Origin of the sequence: Bradyrhizobium sp. SYSU BS000235 (assembly GCF_049747295.1) — a bacterium.
Taxonomy (GTDB): domain Bacteria; phylum Pseudomonadota; class Alphaproteobacteria; order Rhizobiales; family Xanthobacteraceae; genus Afipia.
This window is the reverse complement of record NZ_JBMHJM010000001.1, coordinates 4,716,269-4,728,993: the sequence shown is the minus strand read 5'-3', so window position 1 is coordinate 4,728,993 and position 12,725 is coordinate 4,716,269. Positions and strand designations below refer to the sequence as shown.

Sequence of the window (12,725 nt, the reverse complement as noted above, 5' to 3'; positions counted from 1 at the left end):
TTTGTTATGGCGCTCCATATGGCGGCTCACACCGCGAATGCCACCGACACTATGACGAAATATTCATGACGCCGTGCAAACAAAAAAAGCGGCGCACGAGGCGCCGCTTTTCGAAATCTCGATGGAGAGACGCTTACGCTGCGTCTGCTTCCTTTGCCTGCACCGGACCCGAATCCTGGCCCTTGGCGTCTTCGTCGCGATCGACGAATTCGATCACTGCGAGCGGCGCGTTGTCGCCGTAACGGAAGCCAGCCTTGATGATGCGGGTGTAGCCGCCCTGGCGGTCCTTGTAGCGCGCAGCAAGCACGTCGAAGAGCTTCTTGGTCTGATCGACATCGCGCATCTCGCTGATCGCCTGACGGCGATGGGCGAGCGTGCCCTTCTTGCCGAGGGTGACGAGCTTTTCGACGATCGGACGCAATTCCTTTGCCTTCGGCAAAGTGGTGACGATCTGCTCGTGCTTGATCAACGACGCGCACATGTTGGCGAACATCGCACGACGATGCTCTGCGGTGCGGTTGAGTTTACGATGAACCTTGCCGTGACGCATAACTTAAGTCCTCAGTTTCAATTGTCGCGACGGTTCGTCGCTTTGCTCAGGTGGGCTGCCTGCGTTCGCCCGAAAGACGATGGCGGGGTTCAACCCGCCATCGAAAAACTCAGTAGTGATCCTCGAAGCGCTTGGCGAGCTCGTCGATGTTCTCCGGCGGCCAGCCCGGCACTTCCATGCCGAGGTGCAGACCCATCTGGGCCAGCACTTCCTTGATTTCGTTCAGCGACTTGCGGCCGAAGTTCGGAGTGCGGAGCATTTCGGCTTCCGACTTCTGCACCAGATCGCCGATGTAGACGATGTTGTCGTTCTTCAGGCAGTTTGCCGAACGAACCGACAGTTCGAGCTCGTCGACCTTCTTGAGGAAGGCAGGATTGAAGGCGAGATCCGGAATGATCTCCTGCGCAACTTCCTTGCGCGGCTCTTCAAAGTTGACGAACACGTTGAGCTGATCCTGCAGGATGCGCGCCGAGTAAGCGAGCGCGTCTTCCGGCGAAATCGCACCGTTGGTCTCAATGGTCAGCGTGAGCTTGTCGTAGTCGAGGATCTGACCTTCGCGGGTGTTCTCGACCTTGTACGAGACCTTGCGAACCGGCGAGAACAGGCTGTCCACCGGGATCAGGCCGATCGGCGCATCCTCAGGACGGTTGCGCTCAGCGGCAACGTAGCCCTTGCCGGAGTTCACGGTGAACTCCATGCGGATTTCAGCGCCCTCGTCGAGGGTGCAGATCTGCAGATCGGGGTTCAGAACGACGACGTCGCCGACGGTCTGGATGTCGCCGGCGGTGACCACGCCCGGTCCCTGCTTCTTCACGACCATCCGCTTCGGGCCTTCGCCCTGCATCTTGATCGAGATGTCCTTCACGTTCAGCACGATGTCGGTTACGTCCTCGCGCACACCGGCGATCGAGGAGAACTCGTGCAGCACGCCGTCGATGTGGACCGACTGCACGGCAGCGCCTTGCAGCGACGACAGCAACACGCGGCGAAGCGCGTTGCCGAGCGTCTGGCCAAAACCGCGCTCGAGCGGCTCAGCAACAACGGTCGCGAAACGGGTCGGATCCGAGCCAGGCTGAACGTTCAGCTTGTTCGGACGAATGAGCTCTTGCCAATTCTTTTGGATCGTCACTTGTTCACCCATGCCACTCGAATTCTTGGCGTTGGAGGAATGGCGGCGCGGATCAACCGCGTCATCGCATTTTAATAAGCAAAAACGCGGGTGAAGCTAAGTCACCCGCGGCAGTAAAAAATCAGACGCGCCGACGCTTGCGCGGACGGCAACCGTTGTGCGGGATCGTGGTGACGTCACGGATCGATGTCACGGTGAAGCCCGCAGCCTGCAGTGCGCGCAGAGCCGATTCTCGGCCCGAACCCGGACCTGCGACCTCGACTTCGAGGGTGCGCATGCCGTGCTCCTGCGCCTTCTTCGACACGTCTTCGGCAGCAACCTGCGCCGCATACGGTGTCGACTTGCGCGATCCCTTGAAGCCCATTGTGCCAGCCGACGACCAGGCGATGGTGTTGCCCTGCGCGTCGGTGATGGTGATGGTCGTGTTGTTGAACGACGAATTCACGTGAGCGATGCCGGATGCGATGTTCTTGCGTTCACGGCGGCGGACGCGAGTGGCCTCTTTACCCATTATAGTTCCTTTTTAAGATCTCAACGCCGCCGTAGTGCCAGCGGCTACACCAAAACGAGGAGCGGCGAACATGATAGCTCGCCACTCCCCGCTCAATTCGTTGCTTACTTCTTCTTGCCGGCGATGGCCTTCGCCGGACCCTTGCGGGTGCGGGCGTTGGTGTGGGTCCGCTGACCACGCACCGGAAGGCCACGACGATGACGCAGGCCGCGGTAGCAGCCGAGGTCCATCAGGCGCTTGATGTTCATGCCGACTTCACGGCGCAGGTCGCCCTCGACGAGATAGTCGCGGTCGATCATTTCGCGGATCTGCAAGACTTCCTGGTCGGTCAACTGCGAGACACGGCGGTCTGCCGGGATCTTGACCTTCTCGATGATGTCAGCGGCATTCTTCTGGCCGATGCCATGGATATACTGAAGCGCAATCAGCACGCGCTTGTTGGTCGGAATGTTCACGCCTGCAATACGGGCCACGGTCTTCGCTCCTGTCGCCGTCCATTCGGGATCGGCTGGTTATTTCTGTTTGTCGGGCGGGTGTTCACATACGCGAACACGACGCCCTCCCCACTTCGCTTTCGGGGCCCGGCATCGTCTGAACAATCCGACTGGATGCGGGCTTATTAATGTATTCAGCGGCGTTTCGTCAACCGTTTGACGGTCTTAGCTCGCTTTTTAGTGACCTTTTTGGCCACCTTCCGGGTCTGCGCGGCTCTTGCCACGCCGCCCCGGCCTCTCGCCGCTGCAGGCCGCTTTGGGGCGGCTGTAGAGGCCCTGGAACCACCCTTTCGGGCCGTTTTGACGGCCTTCTTGGCGGTCTTTGCCGGCTTTTTGGCTGCCTTCTTGGCAGCTGCCTTGCCAGCACCCTTGACGCCCTTGGCACTCTTGGCCGATTTCTTAGCCGTCTTTGCCGATTTCTTGGTCGCCTTTTTGGCCGTCGCCGCCGCCTTCTTGGCGGTTCCCTTACGGCTGGTCTTCTTGACCGCCTTCTTGACGGACTTGGCTGCCGGAACCGATTCGGTGGCCCCGATGGCATCCAACAGGCGGTTGATGGCGCCGGTCACCTGCTCGATGGTCATCATGCCATCGATGGTCATCAGCTTCCGCTTCTCGGAATAGTAATGCACCAGCGGCTCGGTCTGGGCGCGATAGCTCGCGAGGCGCTTGGTCAGCACCTCCGGCGTATCGTCGACACGGACGTCCTCGCCGCGCTCGCGCATCTGAGCGACCCGCGTCTCGACGCGTGCGATCAGGGCGCTTTCATTGACGCGCAGTTCAACGACCGCATCGAGCTTGACGTGCTTCTTCTTCAGAAGCTCATCCAGCGCCTCGGCCTGCGGCACGGTGCGCGGAAAGCCATCGAGAATGAAGCCCTTCCTAGCGTCCGGCTCATCGATGCGATCAGCAATGATTCCCACAACGACCTCGTCGGGCACAAGCCCGCCGTTCGCCATGATGTCCTTTGCCTTGAGACCGATCGGCGTTCCGGCTGCAACAGCGGCACGCAGCATGTCTCCCGTGGAGAGCTGAACGATACCGTGTTTTTGAACTAGCCGTTGTGCCTGTGTTCCCTTGCCCGCCCCCGGCGGCCCGAGAAGTATCAATCTCATTTACGGCGGCCCCTCAATTTCGATTTCCGGATCAGTCCTTCATACTGATGCGCCAGCAGATAGCCCTGCACCTGCGCCACCGTATCCATCGTCACGCTGACGACGATGAGCAGTGACGTGCCTCCGAGATAGAACGGCACCGAAGCGTAGGAAATCAGGATCTCTGGAATCAGACAGACGACCGCCAGATAGATTGCACCAATCACGGTAATACGCGACAGCACATAATCGATATATTCTGCAGTTCGCTCACCTGGCCGAATGCCGGGAATGAAGCCGCCGTGCTTTTTGAGGTTGTCCGCGGTCTCGACCGGATTGAACACGATCGCCGTGTAGAAGAACGCGAAGAACACGATCAGCGCCAGATACAGCACCAGGAACAACGGCCGGCCGTGTGCCAGCTGGGTGGTCATCCACTGGAACCACTCCGGTCCCTTGCCGGCATTGAAGCTTGCGATGGTGGTCGGCAGCAGCAACAGCGACGACGCGAAGATCGGCGGGATGACGCCAGAGGTATTGAGCTTGAGCGGCAGATGCGAGGACTGGCCCTCGAACATCTTGTTGCCGACCTGACGCTTCGGATACTGGATCAGCAGGCGGCGCTGTGCGCGTTCCACGAACACGATCAGCATGATAACCGCAACGGCCATGATGATGATCGCAAGGATCACGACCGTCGACAATGCGCCCTGACGGCCGAGTTCGAGGGTTCCGGCGACGGCTGACGGAAGTTCGGCGACGATGCCGGCGAGAATGATCAGCGAGATGCCGTTGCCGATGCCGCGCGAGGTGATCTGCTCACCAAGCCACATCAGGAACATGGTGCCGCCGGTCAGCGTGATCAGCGTCGAGAGACGGAAGAACATGCCCGGATCGGCCACGACGTTGCCGGCCCCTTCGAGGCCAACGGCAATACCGTAAGCCTGGAACGCCGCGAGAACGACGGTCAGATAACGGGTGTACTGGTTCAGGGTCTTGCGGCCCGCCTCCCCCTCTTTCTTGAGGGCTTCGAGCTGTGGCGACACGCTGGTCAGAAGCTGGATGATGATCGATGCCGAGATGTACGGCATGATGTTCAACGCAAAAATCGCCATGCGGTGAATGCCACCGCCGGCGAACATGTTGAACATGCCGAGAATGCCGCCGGCCTGCGACTTGAAGACCTGATCCCAGATATTCGGGTCGATGCCCGGCAGCGGGATGTAGGTGCCCAGCCGATAAACAAGCAGCGCACCCAGGGTGAACCAGATGCGCTTTTTGAGTTCGTCAGCCTTTGCGAACGCCGAGAAGTTGAGATTTGCCGCTAATTGTTCCGCTGCAGAGGCCATTCGAGGCTCCGATCCTTTAGCACTTAGTACCGGTTACCCGGTCACCCACGTCCGAAACGCCAATATAGGAAGTAACGTCGTGGGTGCCCTTCACAAGCCCGGGAACTGAATCAGGCGGCCTCGCCTTCGTCCTTCTTCGGCGCCAGGATCTTCACCGAGCCGCCAGCCTTCTCAACCGCCTCGATAGCGGTCTTGGTCGCGCCGTACACTTCGATGGTGACCTTGGCCTTGAGCTCGCCACGACCCAGCAACCGCACGCCGTCCTTGGCGCGACGGAGGATGCCCGACTTCACCAGCGCTTCGGCGTTGATCGTCGCCTTGGCGTCGATCTTGCCGGAATCGATGGCTTCCTGCAGGCGATCAAGGTTCACTTCCGTCAGATCGAGACGGAAAATGTTGTTAAAGCCGCGCTTCGGCAGGCGACGATGCAGCGGCATCTGGCCGCCTTCGAAACCCTTGATGCGCACGCCCGAGCGCGCGGTCTGGCCCTTGCCGCCGCGGCCTGCCTGCTTACCCTTGCCGGAGCCAATGCCACGGCCAACCCGCATGCGCTTCTTGCGCGAGCCGGGGTTGTCGGCGAGATCGGTGAGCTTCATCGTTCTCTTCCTTACTTCTCGTCGACGACGCGAACGAGATGCTTGACCTTGTTGATCATGCCGCGAACTTCAGGGGTATCCTGAAGTTCAGAGACGCGACCGATCTTGTTGAGACGCAGGCCGATCAGCGTCGCGCGCTGCGATTCATGGCGGCGGATCGCGCTGCCGGTCTGCTCGACCTTGATGGTTTTTGCGGCCTTGGCCATTGTCTTAACTCCAAAAAGGCGCGTGAATTAGTCCGCCGCCGCTTCCGCGTCGCCGCCGATACGGCGAGACTGCAGCGTGGAGACCTTGATGTTGCGACGGTTGGCGACCGAGCGCGGCGAATCCTGGTGCTTCAGCGCGTCGAACGTTGCGCGAACCATGTTGTAGGGGTTCGACGAACCGACCGACTTCGCCACCACGTCCTGGATGCCGAGCGTTTCGAACACGGCGCGCATCGGGCCACCCGCGATGATACCGGTACCAGCAGGCGCGGCACGCAGATAAACGCGGCCCGCACCATGACGTCCGGCGATATCGTGATGCAGCGTGCGACCTTCGCGCAGAGCGACGCGCGTCAGGTTGCGCTTCGCAGAGTCGGTCGCCTTGCGGATGGCTTCCGGCACTTCGCGCGCCTTGCCGTGGCCGAAACCGACCCGGCCCTTCTGATCGCCGATGACGACCAGGGCTGCGAAACCAAAGCGCTTACCGCCCTTGACCACCTTCGCCACACGGTTGATGTGGACGAGCTTGTCAACGAACTCGCTATCGCGCTCTTCCCGATCCCGACCGCCCCGTTCGCGTCCACCGCGTTCGCGTTCAGCTGCCATTGTCTTTTCCAATCCTTGAGGGGCAAAGACCCCTGCTCTTGTATCCGGTTAAATCAGAAATTCAGTCCGCTCTCGCGCGCGGCATCGCCGAGCGCCTTGACGCGGCCGTGGTAGAGATAACCACCACGATCGAACACTACGTCCTTGACGCCCTTCTTCACGGCGCGCTCGGCAAGCAACTTGCCGACAGCCTTTGCCGCGCTGATGTCCGCACCGGTCTTGCCGGTGTCGCGCATGGACTTCTCGAGCGACGATGCAGAAGCGAGCGTCTCGCCCTTCACGTCGTCGATGACCTGCGCATAGATGTGCTTCGACGAACGGAACACCGACAAACGCGGACGTCCGTTGGCGGTCCGGCGCAGCGAAAGACGCACACGCTGCTTGCGCCGGGCATTCGTGACCTTGAGTTTCGACATGACCGGCTCCGTTACTTCTTCTTGCCTTCCTTGCGGAAGATGAATTCGCCTTCGTACTTCACGCCCTTGCCCTTATAGGGCTCCGGCGGACGATAGCCGCGGATCTCGGCAGCCACCTGGCCGACGCGCTGGGCGTCGTTACCGGCAATGGTGATTTCCGTCGGCTTCGGCACGGTGATCGTGATCCCTTCCGGGATCGCATAGATCACGTCGTGGCTGTAGCCCAGCGCGAGCTGCAGGTTCTTGCCCTGCAACGCGGCGCGATAACCAACGCCGGTGATTTCCAGCTTCTTCTCGAAGCCCTTGGTGACGCCTTCAACCAGGTTCGCGATCTGGGCACGAGCCGTGCCGTACAGCGAACGCGCGCGCTTGGTCTCGAAGCGCGGCGCAACCGAGATCTTGCCGTCCTTCATTTCGACCGAAACGTCGTCATGGACGATGAACTGAAGAGCGCCCTTCGGCCCCTTCATCTTGACGGTCTGCCCTTCGACATTCGCGGTAACGCCTGAGGCGATCGCGACGGGCCTTTTGCCTACGCGTGACATATTCTGTTCCTTCCTCAGAACACCGTGAAGAGAACTTCGCCGCCCACATTCGCGTCACGCGCGTCGTGGTCAGCCATAATTCCCTTCGGCGTCGACAGCACCGAGATGCCAAGACCGTTGCGCACGCGCGGCAGGTTCTTGACCGAAGCGTAGACGCGACGTCCCGGCTTCGACACCCGCTCGATCTCGCGGATCACCGGTTCGCCGTCGAAATACTTCAATTCGATTTCGAGCTCGTTGTGACCGCCGGCATGCTCAACTGCGGCATAACCGCGGATGTAACCTTCGGTTTTCAGCACCTCGAGCACGTTGGCACGCATCTTGGAGCCCGGGGTCGAAACCTTGGACTTGTTGCGCATCTGTGCGTTGCGGATGCGGGTGATGAGATCGCTGATCGGATCGTGCGTTGACATATCCGCCCCTCCTTACCAGCTCGACTTGACGAGGCCGGGAATAAGCCCCTTCGAACCGAACTCGCGAAGCGCGATGCGGCTCATCTTGTTCTTGCGGTAAACCGCGCGCGACCGGCCGCTGACTTCGCAACGGTTGCGAATGCGAGTCGCCGACGAATTACGCGGCATCTCGGCCAGCTTGATGGTCGCAGCAAAGCGCTCTTCCATCGGCTTGTTCTTGTCGGCGATGATCGCCTTCAGCTTCGCGCGCTTTTCCGCAGCGTTCTTCGTCATCCTCTGACGACGGTTGTTCTTCTCGACTGAACTCTTCTTAGCCATACGAGTAGTCTCCATACCTTTCCGCGTTTGAGACGCTGTAACTCAGTGTCTCACTGCCGGAACGGGAAATTGAAAGCATTCAGCAACGCACGCGCCTGCTCATCGTCAGCCGCGGTGGTGCAGATTGTGATGTCCATGCCCCAGGACTCGCCCGACTTGTCGTAGTCGATTTCCGGGAACACGATGTGCTCCTTGAGGCCGAGCGAATAGTTGCCACGGCCGTCGAAGCTCTTCGGATTGAGGCCGCGGAAGTCGCGAACGCGCGGCAGAGCGATGTTCACAAGACGATCGATGAAATCGTACATCTTCGACTTGCGCAGCGTCACTTTCGCGCCGATGGCCTGGCCTTCGCGCAGCTTGAAGGTCGCGATCGCCTTGCGCGAATGCGTGACGATCGGCTTCTGACCGGCGATCAGAGCGAGATCGCCTGCAGCAAGCTCGACCTTCTTGCGGTCGTTGACGGCTTCGCCGATGCCCATGTTGAGCACGACCTTCTCGAGTGCAGGAACCTGCATCGGGTTGGTCAGGTCGAATTGCTCGACCAGCTTGCCACGAATTTCCTTGTCGAACTTCGTGCGCAGGTGCGGAACGTATGCGGTCTCAGCCATCGATCTCAGCTCCCGAACGCTTGGCGACACGCACCTTGGTGCCGTCTGCCTGAATCTTGAAACCGACACGGGTCGGCTTGCCGTCCTTACCGACAACGGCAATGTTGGACAGGTGGATCGGCGACTCCTTGTTGATGATGCCGCCTTCCTGGTTCTGCGTCTGCTTCTGGTGGCGCTTGATCATATTGACGCCACGCACCAGCGCGCGGTTCTCGGACGGACGTACCTCGAACACCTCGCCGGTGCGGCCCTTGTCGCGGCCCGACAACACGACGACCTTATCGCCCTTGCGAATCTTGGCAGCCATTACAGCACCTCCGGCGCAAGCGAAATGATCTTCATGTGGTTCTTGGCGCGGAGCTCACGTGGCACCGGTCCAAAGATACGCGTTCCGATAGGCTCGGACTGGTTGTTGATCAACACAGCCGCGTTGCGGTCGAAACGGATAACGGAACCATCGGCGCGGCGGATATCCTTGCTCACGCGAACGACGACGGCTTTCATCACGTCGCCCTTCTTCACCTTCCCGCGTGGGATGGCTTCCTTGATGGACACGACAATGATGTCGCCAACGGTTGCATACCGGCGCTTGGAGCCTCCAAGAACCTTGATGCACATGACACGGCGCGCGCCGGAATTATCGGCCACGTCGAGGTTGGTCTGCATCTGAATCATTGATGCACCTCGTCCTCTTTCTGATGCGCTATTTGCGCTTAAGCTGTTTTCTTTGCGTCGCTCTGAACAACCGTCCAGCGCTTCAACTTCGAGAGTGGTTTGCTTTCTTCGATCCAAACCGTATCGCCCGCCTTGAACTGATTGTTCTCATCGTGCGCGTGGTAGTTCTTGGACCGACGAATCGTCTTCTTGTAGATCGGATGGGTAAAGCGGCGGTCAACACGCACGACAACGGTCTTGTCCTGCTTGTCGCTGACGACGACGCCCTGGAGAGTACGCTTCGGCATCTTTGCCCCTTACTTCTTGTTCTGCGCGCGCTTCTGCGCAGCAATGGTCTTGATGCGTGCGATGTCGCGGCGAGCTTCACGCAGGCGCGAGGTGTTCTCGAGCTGCCCGGTGGCGCGCTGGAAGCGCAGGTTGAAACGCTCCTTCTTCAGATTGAGGATCGCGTCCTCCATCTGATCGGCGCTCATTGCGCGGATATCTTCGACCTTCATATCAGCCATTTCTCTTACTCCGCGATGCGCGCAACAAAGCGCGTCTTGATCGGAAGCTTGGCGGCCGCCAGGGTCAGCGCTTCACGCGCCGTCTGATCGGTAACACCATCGATCTCGAACAGAATGCGGCCGGGCTTGACCCGTGCCACCCACAATTCAGGCGCCCCCTTGCCGGAGCCCATTCGCACTTCGGCAGGCTTCTTCGACACCGGCAGGTCCGGGAATACCCGAATCCAGACGCGGCCGGCGCGCTTCATGTGACGGGTCAGCGCGCGACGAGCGGCTTCGATCTGACGCGCCGTGATGCGCTCTGGCGCCATCGCCTTCAGGCCGAACTGGCCGAAAGACAACGTCGCGCCCGACGAGGCAACGCCGTGGATACGGCCCTTATGCGCCTTGCGGAACTTTGTCTTCTTTGGTTGCATCATGGCTTACGCCCTCAAACCTTTTCCTAAAAATTGATCAGGCTGCATCGCGACGCGGACGCCCGCTGCCGCCGCCGCTCTCGCCTTCAGCCATGCGCTTGTCCTGCGCCATCGGATCGTGCTCGAGGATTTCGCCCTTGAAGATCCAGACCTTGACGCCGCAGGTACCGAACGTGGTGAAAGCCGTACCCACGCCGTAGTCGATGTCGGCGCGCAGCGTGTGCAGAGGCACGCGGCCTTCGCGGTACCATTCCATGCGCGCGATTTCCGCGCCGCCCAGACGGCCCGAGCAGTTGATACGAATGCCTTCGGCACCCAGACGCATCGCCGACTGAACGGCGCGCTTCATGGCGCGGCGGAATGCAACGCGGCGCTCAAGCTGCTGCGCGATCGATTCAGCCACCAGGGTCGCATCGAGCTCCGGCTTACGGATTTCGATGATGTTGATCACCACGTCGGACTCGGTGATCTCGGCAACCTTCTTGCGCAGCTTGTCGATGTCCGCGCCCTTCTTGCCGATCACGACGCCCGGACGCGCCGAGTGGATCGACACGCGGCACTTCTTGTGCGGGCGCTCGATGACGATGCGCGCGACAGCCGCCTGCTTCAGTTCCTTCATCAGCATTTCGCGGATGCGGATGTCCTCGTGGAGGAGCTTCGCATACTCGGTCTTGCCGGCGAACCAACGGGAATCCCAGGTCCGGTTGATGCCCAGACGCAGCCCGATTGGATTGATTTTCTGACCCATCGTTCTCTCCCGCCCTTAGGCGCCAGCCTCGGCCTCGACCTGACGAACGACGATCGTCAGCTGCGAGAACGGCTTAAAAACACGACCCGAACGGCCACGGCCGCGCGGTGCGAAACGCTTCATCACAATGCCGTTGCCAACATGAGCCTCGGAGACGACCAGCGCGTCGACGTCGAGATCATGGTTGTTTTCGGCGTTCGCGATCGCGGACTCCAGACACTTCTTGACGTCGACCGCGATCCGCTTGCGCGAAAACTGCAGATCGGCGAGCGCCGCCGAAGCCTTCCGGCCACGGATCAGCTGTGCGACCAGGTTCAGCTTCTGAGGGCTGACCCGAAGCATGCGGGCGACGGCCTTGGCCTCGTTATCCGGGAGAACCCGTTCGCGCTTTGGTTTGCTCATGACTTAGTCCTTCAAGCCTTTACTTCTTGGCTTTCTTGTCGCCTGCGTGGCCATGGAAGGTCCGCGTCGGCGAAAACTCACCGAACTTGTGGCCAACCATTTCCTCGTTCACGGCAACCGGAACGTGCTTTTGACCGTTGTAGACGCCGAAGGTGAGCCCCACGAACTGCGGGAGGATCGTCGAGCGGCGGCTCCAGATCTTGATAACGTCGTGACGGCCGGACGCGCGCGCGGCATCTGCTTTCTTGAGCAGAGAGCCTTCAACGAACGGGCCTTTCCAGACTGAACGAACCATGTCCGGCGATCCTTACTTCTTCCGCTTGTGGCGGCTGATGAGAATGAACTTGTTGGTCGACTTGTTCGACCGTGTCTTCTTGCCCTTGGTTGGCTTGCCCCAAGGAGTAACCGGATGACGGCCACCCGAGGTGCGGCCTTCACCGCCGCCGTGCGGGTGATCGACGGGGTTCATGACGACGCCGCGGTTATGCGGACGACGGCCCATCCAACGCTTACGACCGGCCTTACCGATCGAAATGTTCATGTGATCCGGGTTCGACACCGCACCGATGGTGCCGACGCAGCGGCCGTGAACCAAACGCTGCTCGCCGGAATTCAGACGAACGATCACGAAGTCATGGTCGCGGCCAACGATCTGAGCGTAGGTACCGGCCGAACGGGCAATCTGACCGCCCTTCCCGATCTTGAGCTCGATGTTGTGCACGATCGTGCCGACCGGCATGTTGCCCAGCGGCATGACGTTGCCCGGCTTCACGTCGACGTAGTTGCCGGCAACGACGGTGTCGCCAACAGCCAGACGCTGCGGAGCCAGAATGTAGGCCTGCTCGCCGTCTTCGTACTTGATCAGCGCAATGAACGCGGTGCGGTTCGGATCGTACTCGAGGCGCTCGACCTTCGCCGGCACGTCAAGCTTGGTGCGCTTGAAGTCGACAATGCGGTACGACTGCTTATGGCCGCCGCCGCGGAAGCGAACCGTGATGCGACCGGTGTTGCCACGGCCGCCCGACGAGTTCTTGCCCTCGGTCAATGCCTTGACCGGCTTGCCCTTGTAGAGGGCCGAACGATCGACCATCACCAGCTGGCGCTGGCCTGGCGTCGTGGGGTTGAATGTTTTCAATGCCATGGTCG

At 60.4% G+C, this 12,725-nt stretch carries 23 protein-coding genes; all 23 read right to left on the bottom strand.

Annotated elements, in window-relative coordinates:
• Nucleotides 1–133: 133 nt before the first annotated feature.
• Nucleotides 134–550: a 50S ribosomal protein L17 gene (gene rplQ / locus ACP0KA_RS22245; RefSeq protein ID WP_424630884.1), complete on the bottom strand. Its 417-nt coding sequence runs from the start codon at nucleotides 548–550 to the stop codon at nucleotides 134–136.
• A 109-nt stretch (nucleotides 551–659) separates the two neighbouring features.
• Nucleotides 660–1,691 (bottom strand): DNA-directed RNA polymerase subunit alpha, encoded by a 1,032-nt coding sequence (locus ACP0KA_RS22240; RefSeq protein ID WP_424630883.1) that lies wholly within the window; start codon nucleotides 1,689–1,691, stop codon nucleotides 660–662.
• A gap of 109 nt (nucleotides 1,692–1,800) precedes the next feature.
• Complete coding sequence (gene rpsK, locus ACP0KA_RS22235; RefSeq protein ID WP_006021048.1) at nucleotides 1,801–2,190, bottom strand: 30S ribosomal protein S11; 390 nt, start codon at nucleotides 2,188–2,190, stop codon at nucleotides 1,801–1,803.
• Between the two features lie 104 nt (nucleotides 2,191–2,294).
• Nucleotides 2,295–2,663: a 30S ribosomal protein S13 gene (rpsM, locus tag ACP0KA_RS22230; RefSeq protein WP_424630882.1), complete on the bottom strand. Its 369-nt coding sequence runs from the start codon at nucleotides 2,661–2,663 to the stop codon at nucleotides 2,295–2,297.
• A 155-nt stretch (nucleotides 2,664–2,818) separates the two neighbouring features.
• Entirely contained in the window at nucleotides 2,819–3,796 is a 978-nt protein-coding gene (locus tag ACP0KA_RS22225) for an adenylate kinase (RefSeq protein WP_424630881.1), read from the bottom strand.
• Nucleotides 3,793–5,124: a preprotein translocase subunit SecY gene (gene secY, locus ACP0KA_RS22220; RefSeq protein ID WP_424630880.1), complete on the bottom strand. Its 1,332-nt coding sequence runs from the start codon at nucleotides 5,122–5,124 to the stop codon at nucleotides 3,793–3,795. Before secY ends, ACP0KA_RS22225 begins: the two co-directional genes overlap by 4 nt.
• A gap of 110 nt (nucleotides 5,125–5,234) precedes the next feature.
• Nucleotides 5,235–5,720 carry a 50S ribosomal protein L15 gene (gene rplO, locus ACP0KA_RS22215; RefSeq protein ID WP_424630879.1) on the bottom strand — a complete coding sequence of 162 codons (486 nt, stop codon included), beginning with the start codon at nucleotides 5,718–5,720 and terminating at the stop codon, nucleotides 5,235–5,237.
• Nucleotides 5,721–5,731: 11 nt separating this feature from the next.
• Nucleotides 5,732–5,926, bottom strand: a complete 195-nt coding sequence (gene rpmD, locus ACP0KA_RS22210; protein ID WP_424630878.1) for a 50S ribosomal protein L30 — start codon at nucleotides 5,924–5,926, stop codon at nucleotides 5,732–5,734.
• Between the two features lie 27 nt (nucleotides 5,927–5,953).
• The gene (gene rpsE, locus ACP0KA_RS22205) at nucleotides 5,954–6,532 is read right to left on the bottom strand and encodes a 30S ribosomal protein S5 (RefSeq protein WP_424630877.1); all 579 of its coding nucleotides are present in this window, start codon (nucleotides 6,530–6,532) and stop codon (nucleotides 5,954–5,956) included.
• A gap of 53 nt (nucleotides 6,533–6,585) precedes the next feature.
• Nucleotides 6,586–6,948, bottom strand: a complete 363-nt coding sequence (gene rplR / locus ACP0KA_RS22200) for a 50S ribosomal protein L18 (RefSeq protein WP_424630876.1) — start codon at nucleotides 6,946–6,948, stop codon at nucleotides 6,586–6,588.
• A gap of 11 nt (nucleotides 6,949–6,959) precedes the next feature.
• Nucleotides 6,960–7,493, bottom strand: a complete 534-nt coding sequence (gene rplF, locus ACP0KA_RS22195; RefSeq protein WP_424630875.1) for a 50S ribosomal protein L6 — start codon at nucleotides 7,491–7,493, stop codon at nucleotides 6,960–6,962.
• Between the two features lie 14 nt (nucleotides 7,494–7,507).
• Nucleotides 7,508–7,906 (bottom strand): 30S ribosomal protein S8, encoded by a 399-nt coding sequence (rpsH, locus tag ACP0KA_RS22190; RefSeq protein ID WP_424630874.1) that lies wholly within the window; start codon nucleotides 7,904–7,906, stop codon nucleotides 7,508–7,510.
• Between the two features lie 12 nt (nucleotides 7,907–7,918).
• Nucleotides 7,919–8,224 (bottom strand): 30S ribosomal protein S14, encoded by a 306-nt coding sequence (rpsN, locus tag ACP0KA_RS22185; protein WP_424630873.1) that lies wholly within the window; start codon nucleotides 8,222–8,224, stop codon nucleotides 7,919–7,921.
• Between the two features lie 50 nt (nucleotides 8,225–8,274).
• Nucleotides 8,275–8,832 carry a 50S ribosomal protein L5 gene (gene rplE / locus ACP0KA_RS22180; RefSeq protein ID WP_424630872.1) on the bottom strand — a complete coding sequence of 186 codons (558 nt, stop codon included), beginning with the start codon at nucleotides 8,830–8,832 and terminating at the stop codon, nucleotides 8,275–8,277.
• Nucleotides 8,825–9,139 carry a 50S ribosomal protein L24 gene (gene rplX, locus ACP0KA_RS22175; protein WP_424630871.1) on the bottom strand — a complete coding sequence of 105 codons (315 nt, stop codon included), beginning with the start codon at nucleotides 9,137–9,139 and terminating at the stop codon, nucleotides 8,825–8,827. Before rplX ends, rplE begins: the two co-directional genes overlap by 8 nt.
• Nucleotides 9,139–9,507 carry a 50S ribosomal protein L14 gene (rplN, locus tag ACP0KA_RS22170; RefSeq protein WP_424630870.1) on the bottom strand — a complete coding sequence of 123 codons (369 nt, stop codon included), beginning with the start codon at nucleotides 9,505–9,507 and terminating at the stop codon, nucleotides 9,139–9,141. The genes rplX and rplN overlap by 1 nt, the downstream gene beginning before the upstream one ends.
• A gap of 38 nt (nucleotides 9,508–9,545) precedes the next feature.
• Nucleotides 9,546–9,794 (bottom strand): 30S ribosomal protein S17, encoded by a 249-nt coding sequence (gene rpsQ / locus ACP0KA_RS22165; protein ID WP_002712292.1) that lies wholly within the window; start codon nucleotides 9,792–9,794, stop codon nucleotides 9,546–9,548.
• 9 nt (nucleotides 9,795–9,803) lie between these two features.
• On the bottom strand, nucleotides 9,804–10,013 hold the full coding sequence (gene rpmC / locus ACP0KA_RS22160; protein ID WP_424630869.1) for a 50S ribosomal protein L29: 210 nt from the start codon (nucleotides 10,011–10,013) through the stop codon (nucleotides 9,804–9,806).
• A 5-nt stretch (nucleotides 10,014–10,018) separates the two neighbouring features.
• Nucleotides 10,019–10,432 carry a 50S ribosomal protein L16 gene (gene rplP / locus ACP0KA_RS22155; protein WP_424630868.1) on the bottom strand — a complete coding sequence of 138 codons (414 nt, stop codon included), beginning with the start codon at nucleotides 10,430–10,432 and terminating at the stop codon, nucleotides 10,019–10,021.
• Between the two features lie 34 nt (nucleotides 10,433–10,466).
• A complete protein-coding gene (gene rpsC, locus ACP0KA_RS22150) occupies nucleotides 10,467–11,177 on the bottom strand; it encodes a 30S ribosomal protein S3 (protein WP_424630867.1) in 711 nt (236 codons plus the stop codon).
• 15 nt (nucleotides 11,178–11,192) lie between these two features.
• Entirely contained in the window at nucleotides 11,193–11,579 is a 387-nt protein-coding gene (gene rplV / locus ACP0KA_RS22145; protein WP_424630866.1) for a 50S ribosomal protein L22, read from the bottom strand.
• A gap of 19 nt (nucleotides 11,580–11,598) precedes the next feature.
• Nucleotides 11,599–11,874, bottom strand: a complete 276-nt coding sequence (gene rpsS, locus ACP0KA_RS22140; RefSeq protein WP_012562838.1) for a 30S ribosomal protein S19 — start codon at nucleotides 11,872–11,874, stop codon at nucleotides 11,599–11,601.
• A gap of 12 nt (nucleotides 11,875–11,886) precedes the next feature.
• Complete coding sequence (rplB, locus tag ACP0KA_RS22135; protein ID WP_424630865.1) at nucleotides 11,887–12,720, bottom strand: 50S ribosomal protein L2; 834 nt, start codon at nucleotides 12,718–12,720, stop codon at nucleotides 11,887–11,889.
• Nucleotides 12,721–12,725: the final 5 nt, after the last annotated feature.

What these genes read in the sequence shown, in the direction of transcription:
- rplQ (WP_424630884.1), bottom strand. Translation starts at nt 550, where the DNA reads ATGCGTCACGGCAAGGTTCATCGTAAACTCAACCGCACCGCAGAGCAT.
- ACP0KA_RS22240 (WP_424630883.1), bottom strand. Translation starts at nt 1,691, where the DNA reads ATGGGTGAACAAGTGACGATCCAAAAGAATTGGCAAGAGCTCATTCGT.
- rpsK (WP_006021048.1), bottom strand. Translation starts at nt 2,190, where the DNA reads ATGGGTAAAGAGGCCACTCGCGTCCGCCGCCGTGAACGCAAGAACATC.
- ACP0KA_RS22225 (WP_424630881.1), bottom strand. Translation starts at nt 3,796, where the DNA reads ATGAGATTGATACTTCTCGGGCCGCCGGGGGCGGGCAAGGGAACACAG.
- secY (WP_424630880.1), bottom strand. Translation starts at nt 5,124, where the DNA reads ATGGCCTCTGCAGCGGAACAATTAGCGGCAAATCTCAACTTCTCGGCG.
- rplO (WP_424630879.1), bottom strand. Translation starts at nt 5,720, where the DNA reads ATGAAGCTCACCGATCTCGCCGACAACCCCGGCTCGCGCAAGAAGCGC.
- rpmD (WP_424630878.1), bottom strand. Translation starts at nt 5,926, where the DNA reads ATGGCCAAGGCCGCAAAAACCATCAAGGTCGAGCAGACCGGCAGCGCG.
- rpsE (WP_424630877.1), bottom strand. Translation starts at nt 6,532, where the DNA reads ATGGCAGCTGAACGCGAACGCGGTGGACGCGAACGGGGCGGTCGGGAT.
- rplR (WP_424630876.1), bottom strand. Translation starts at nt 6,948, where the DNA reads ATGTCGAAACTCAAGGTCACGAATGCCCGGCGCAAGCAGCGTGTGCGT.
- rplF (WP_424630875.1), bottom strand. Translation starts at nt 7,493, where the DNA reads ATGTCACGCGTAGGCAAAAGGCCCGTCGCGATCGCCTCAGGCGTTACC.
- rpsH (WP_424630874.1), bottom strand. Translation starts at nt 7,906, where the DNA reads ATGTCAACGCACGATCCGATCAGCGATCTCATCACCCGCATCCGCAAC.
- rpsN (WP_424630873.1), bottom strand. Translation starts at nt 8,224, where the DNA reads ATGGCTAAGAAGAGTTCAGTCGAGAAGAACAACCGTCGTCAGAGGATG.
- rplE (WP_424630872.1), bottom strand. Translation starts at nt 8,832, where the DNA reads ATGGCTGAGACCGCATACGTTCCGCACCTGCGCACGAAGTTCGACAAG.
- rplX (WP_424630871.1), bottom strand. Translation starts at nt 9,139, where the DNA reads ATGGCTGCCAAGATTCGCAAGGGCGATAAGGTCGTCGTGTTGTCGGGC.
- rplN (WP_424630870.1), bottom strand. Translation starts at nt 9,507, where the DNA reads ATGATTCAGATGCAGACCAACCTCGACGTGGCCGATAATTCCGGCGCG.
- rpsQ (WP_002712292.1), bottom strand. Translation starts at nt 9,794, where the DNA reads ATGCCGAAGCGTACTCTCCAGGGCGTCGTCGTCAGCGACAAGCAGGAC.
- rpmC (WP_424630869.1), bottom strand. Translation starts at nt 10,013, where the DNA reads ATGGCTGATATGAAGGTCGAAGATATCCGCGCAATGAGCGCCGATCAG.
- rplP (WP_424630868.1), bottom strand. Translation starts at nt 10,432, where the DNA reads ATGATGCAACCAAAGAAGACAAAGTTCCGCAAGGCGCATAAGGGCCGT.
- rpsC (WP_424630867.1), bottom strand. Translation starts at nt 11,177, where the DNA reads ATGGGTCAGAAAATCAATCCAATCGGGCTGCGTCTGGGCATCAACCGG.
- rplV (WP_424630866.1), bottom strand. Translation starts at nt 11,579, where the DNA reads ATGAGCAAACCAAAGCGCGAACGGGTTCTCCCGGATAACGAGGCCAAG.
- rpsS (WP_012562838.1), bottom strand. Translation starts at nt 11,874, where the DNA reads ATGGTTCGTTCAGTCTGGAAAGGCCCGTTCGTTGAAGGCTCTCTGCTC.
- rplB (WP_424630865.1), bottom strand. Translation starts at nt 12,720, where the DNA reads ATGGCATTGAAAACATTCAACCCCACGACGCCAGGCCAGCGCCAGCTG.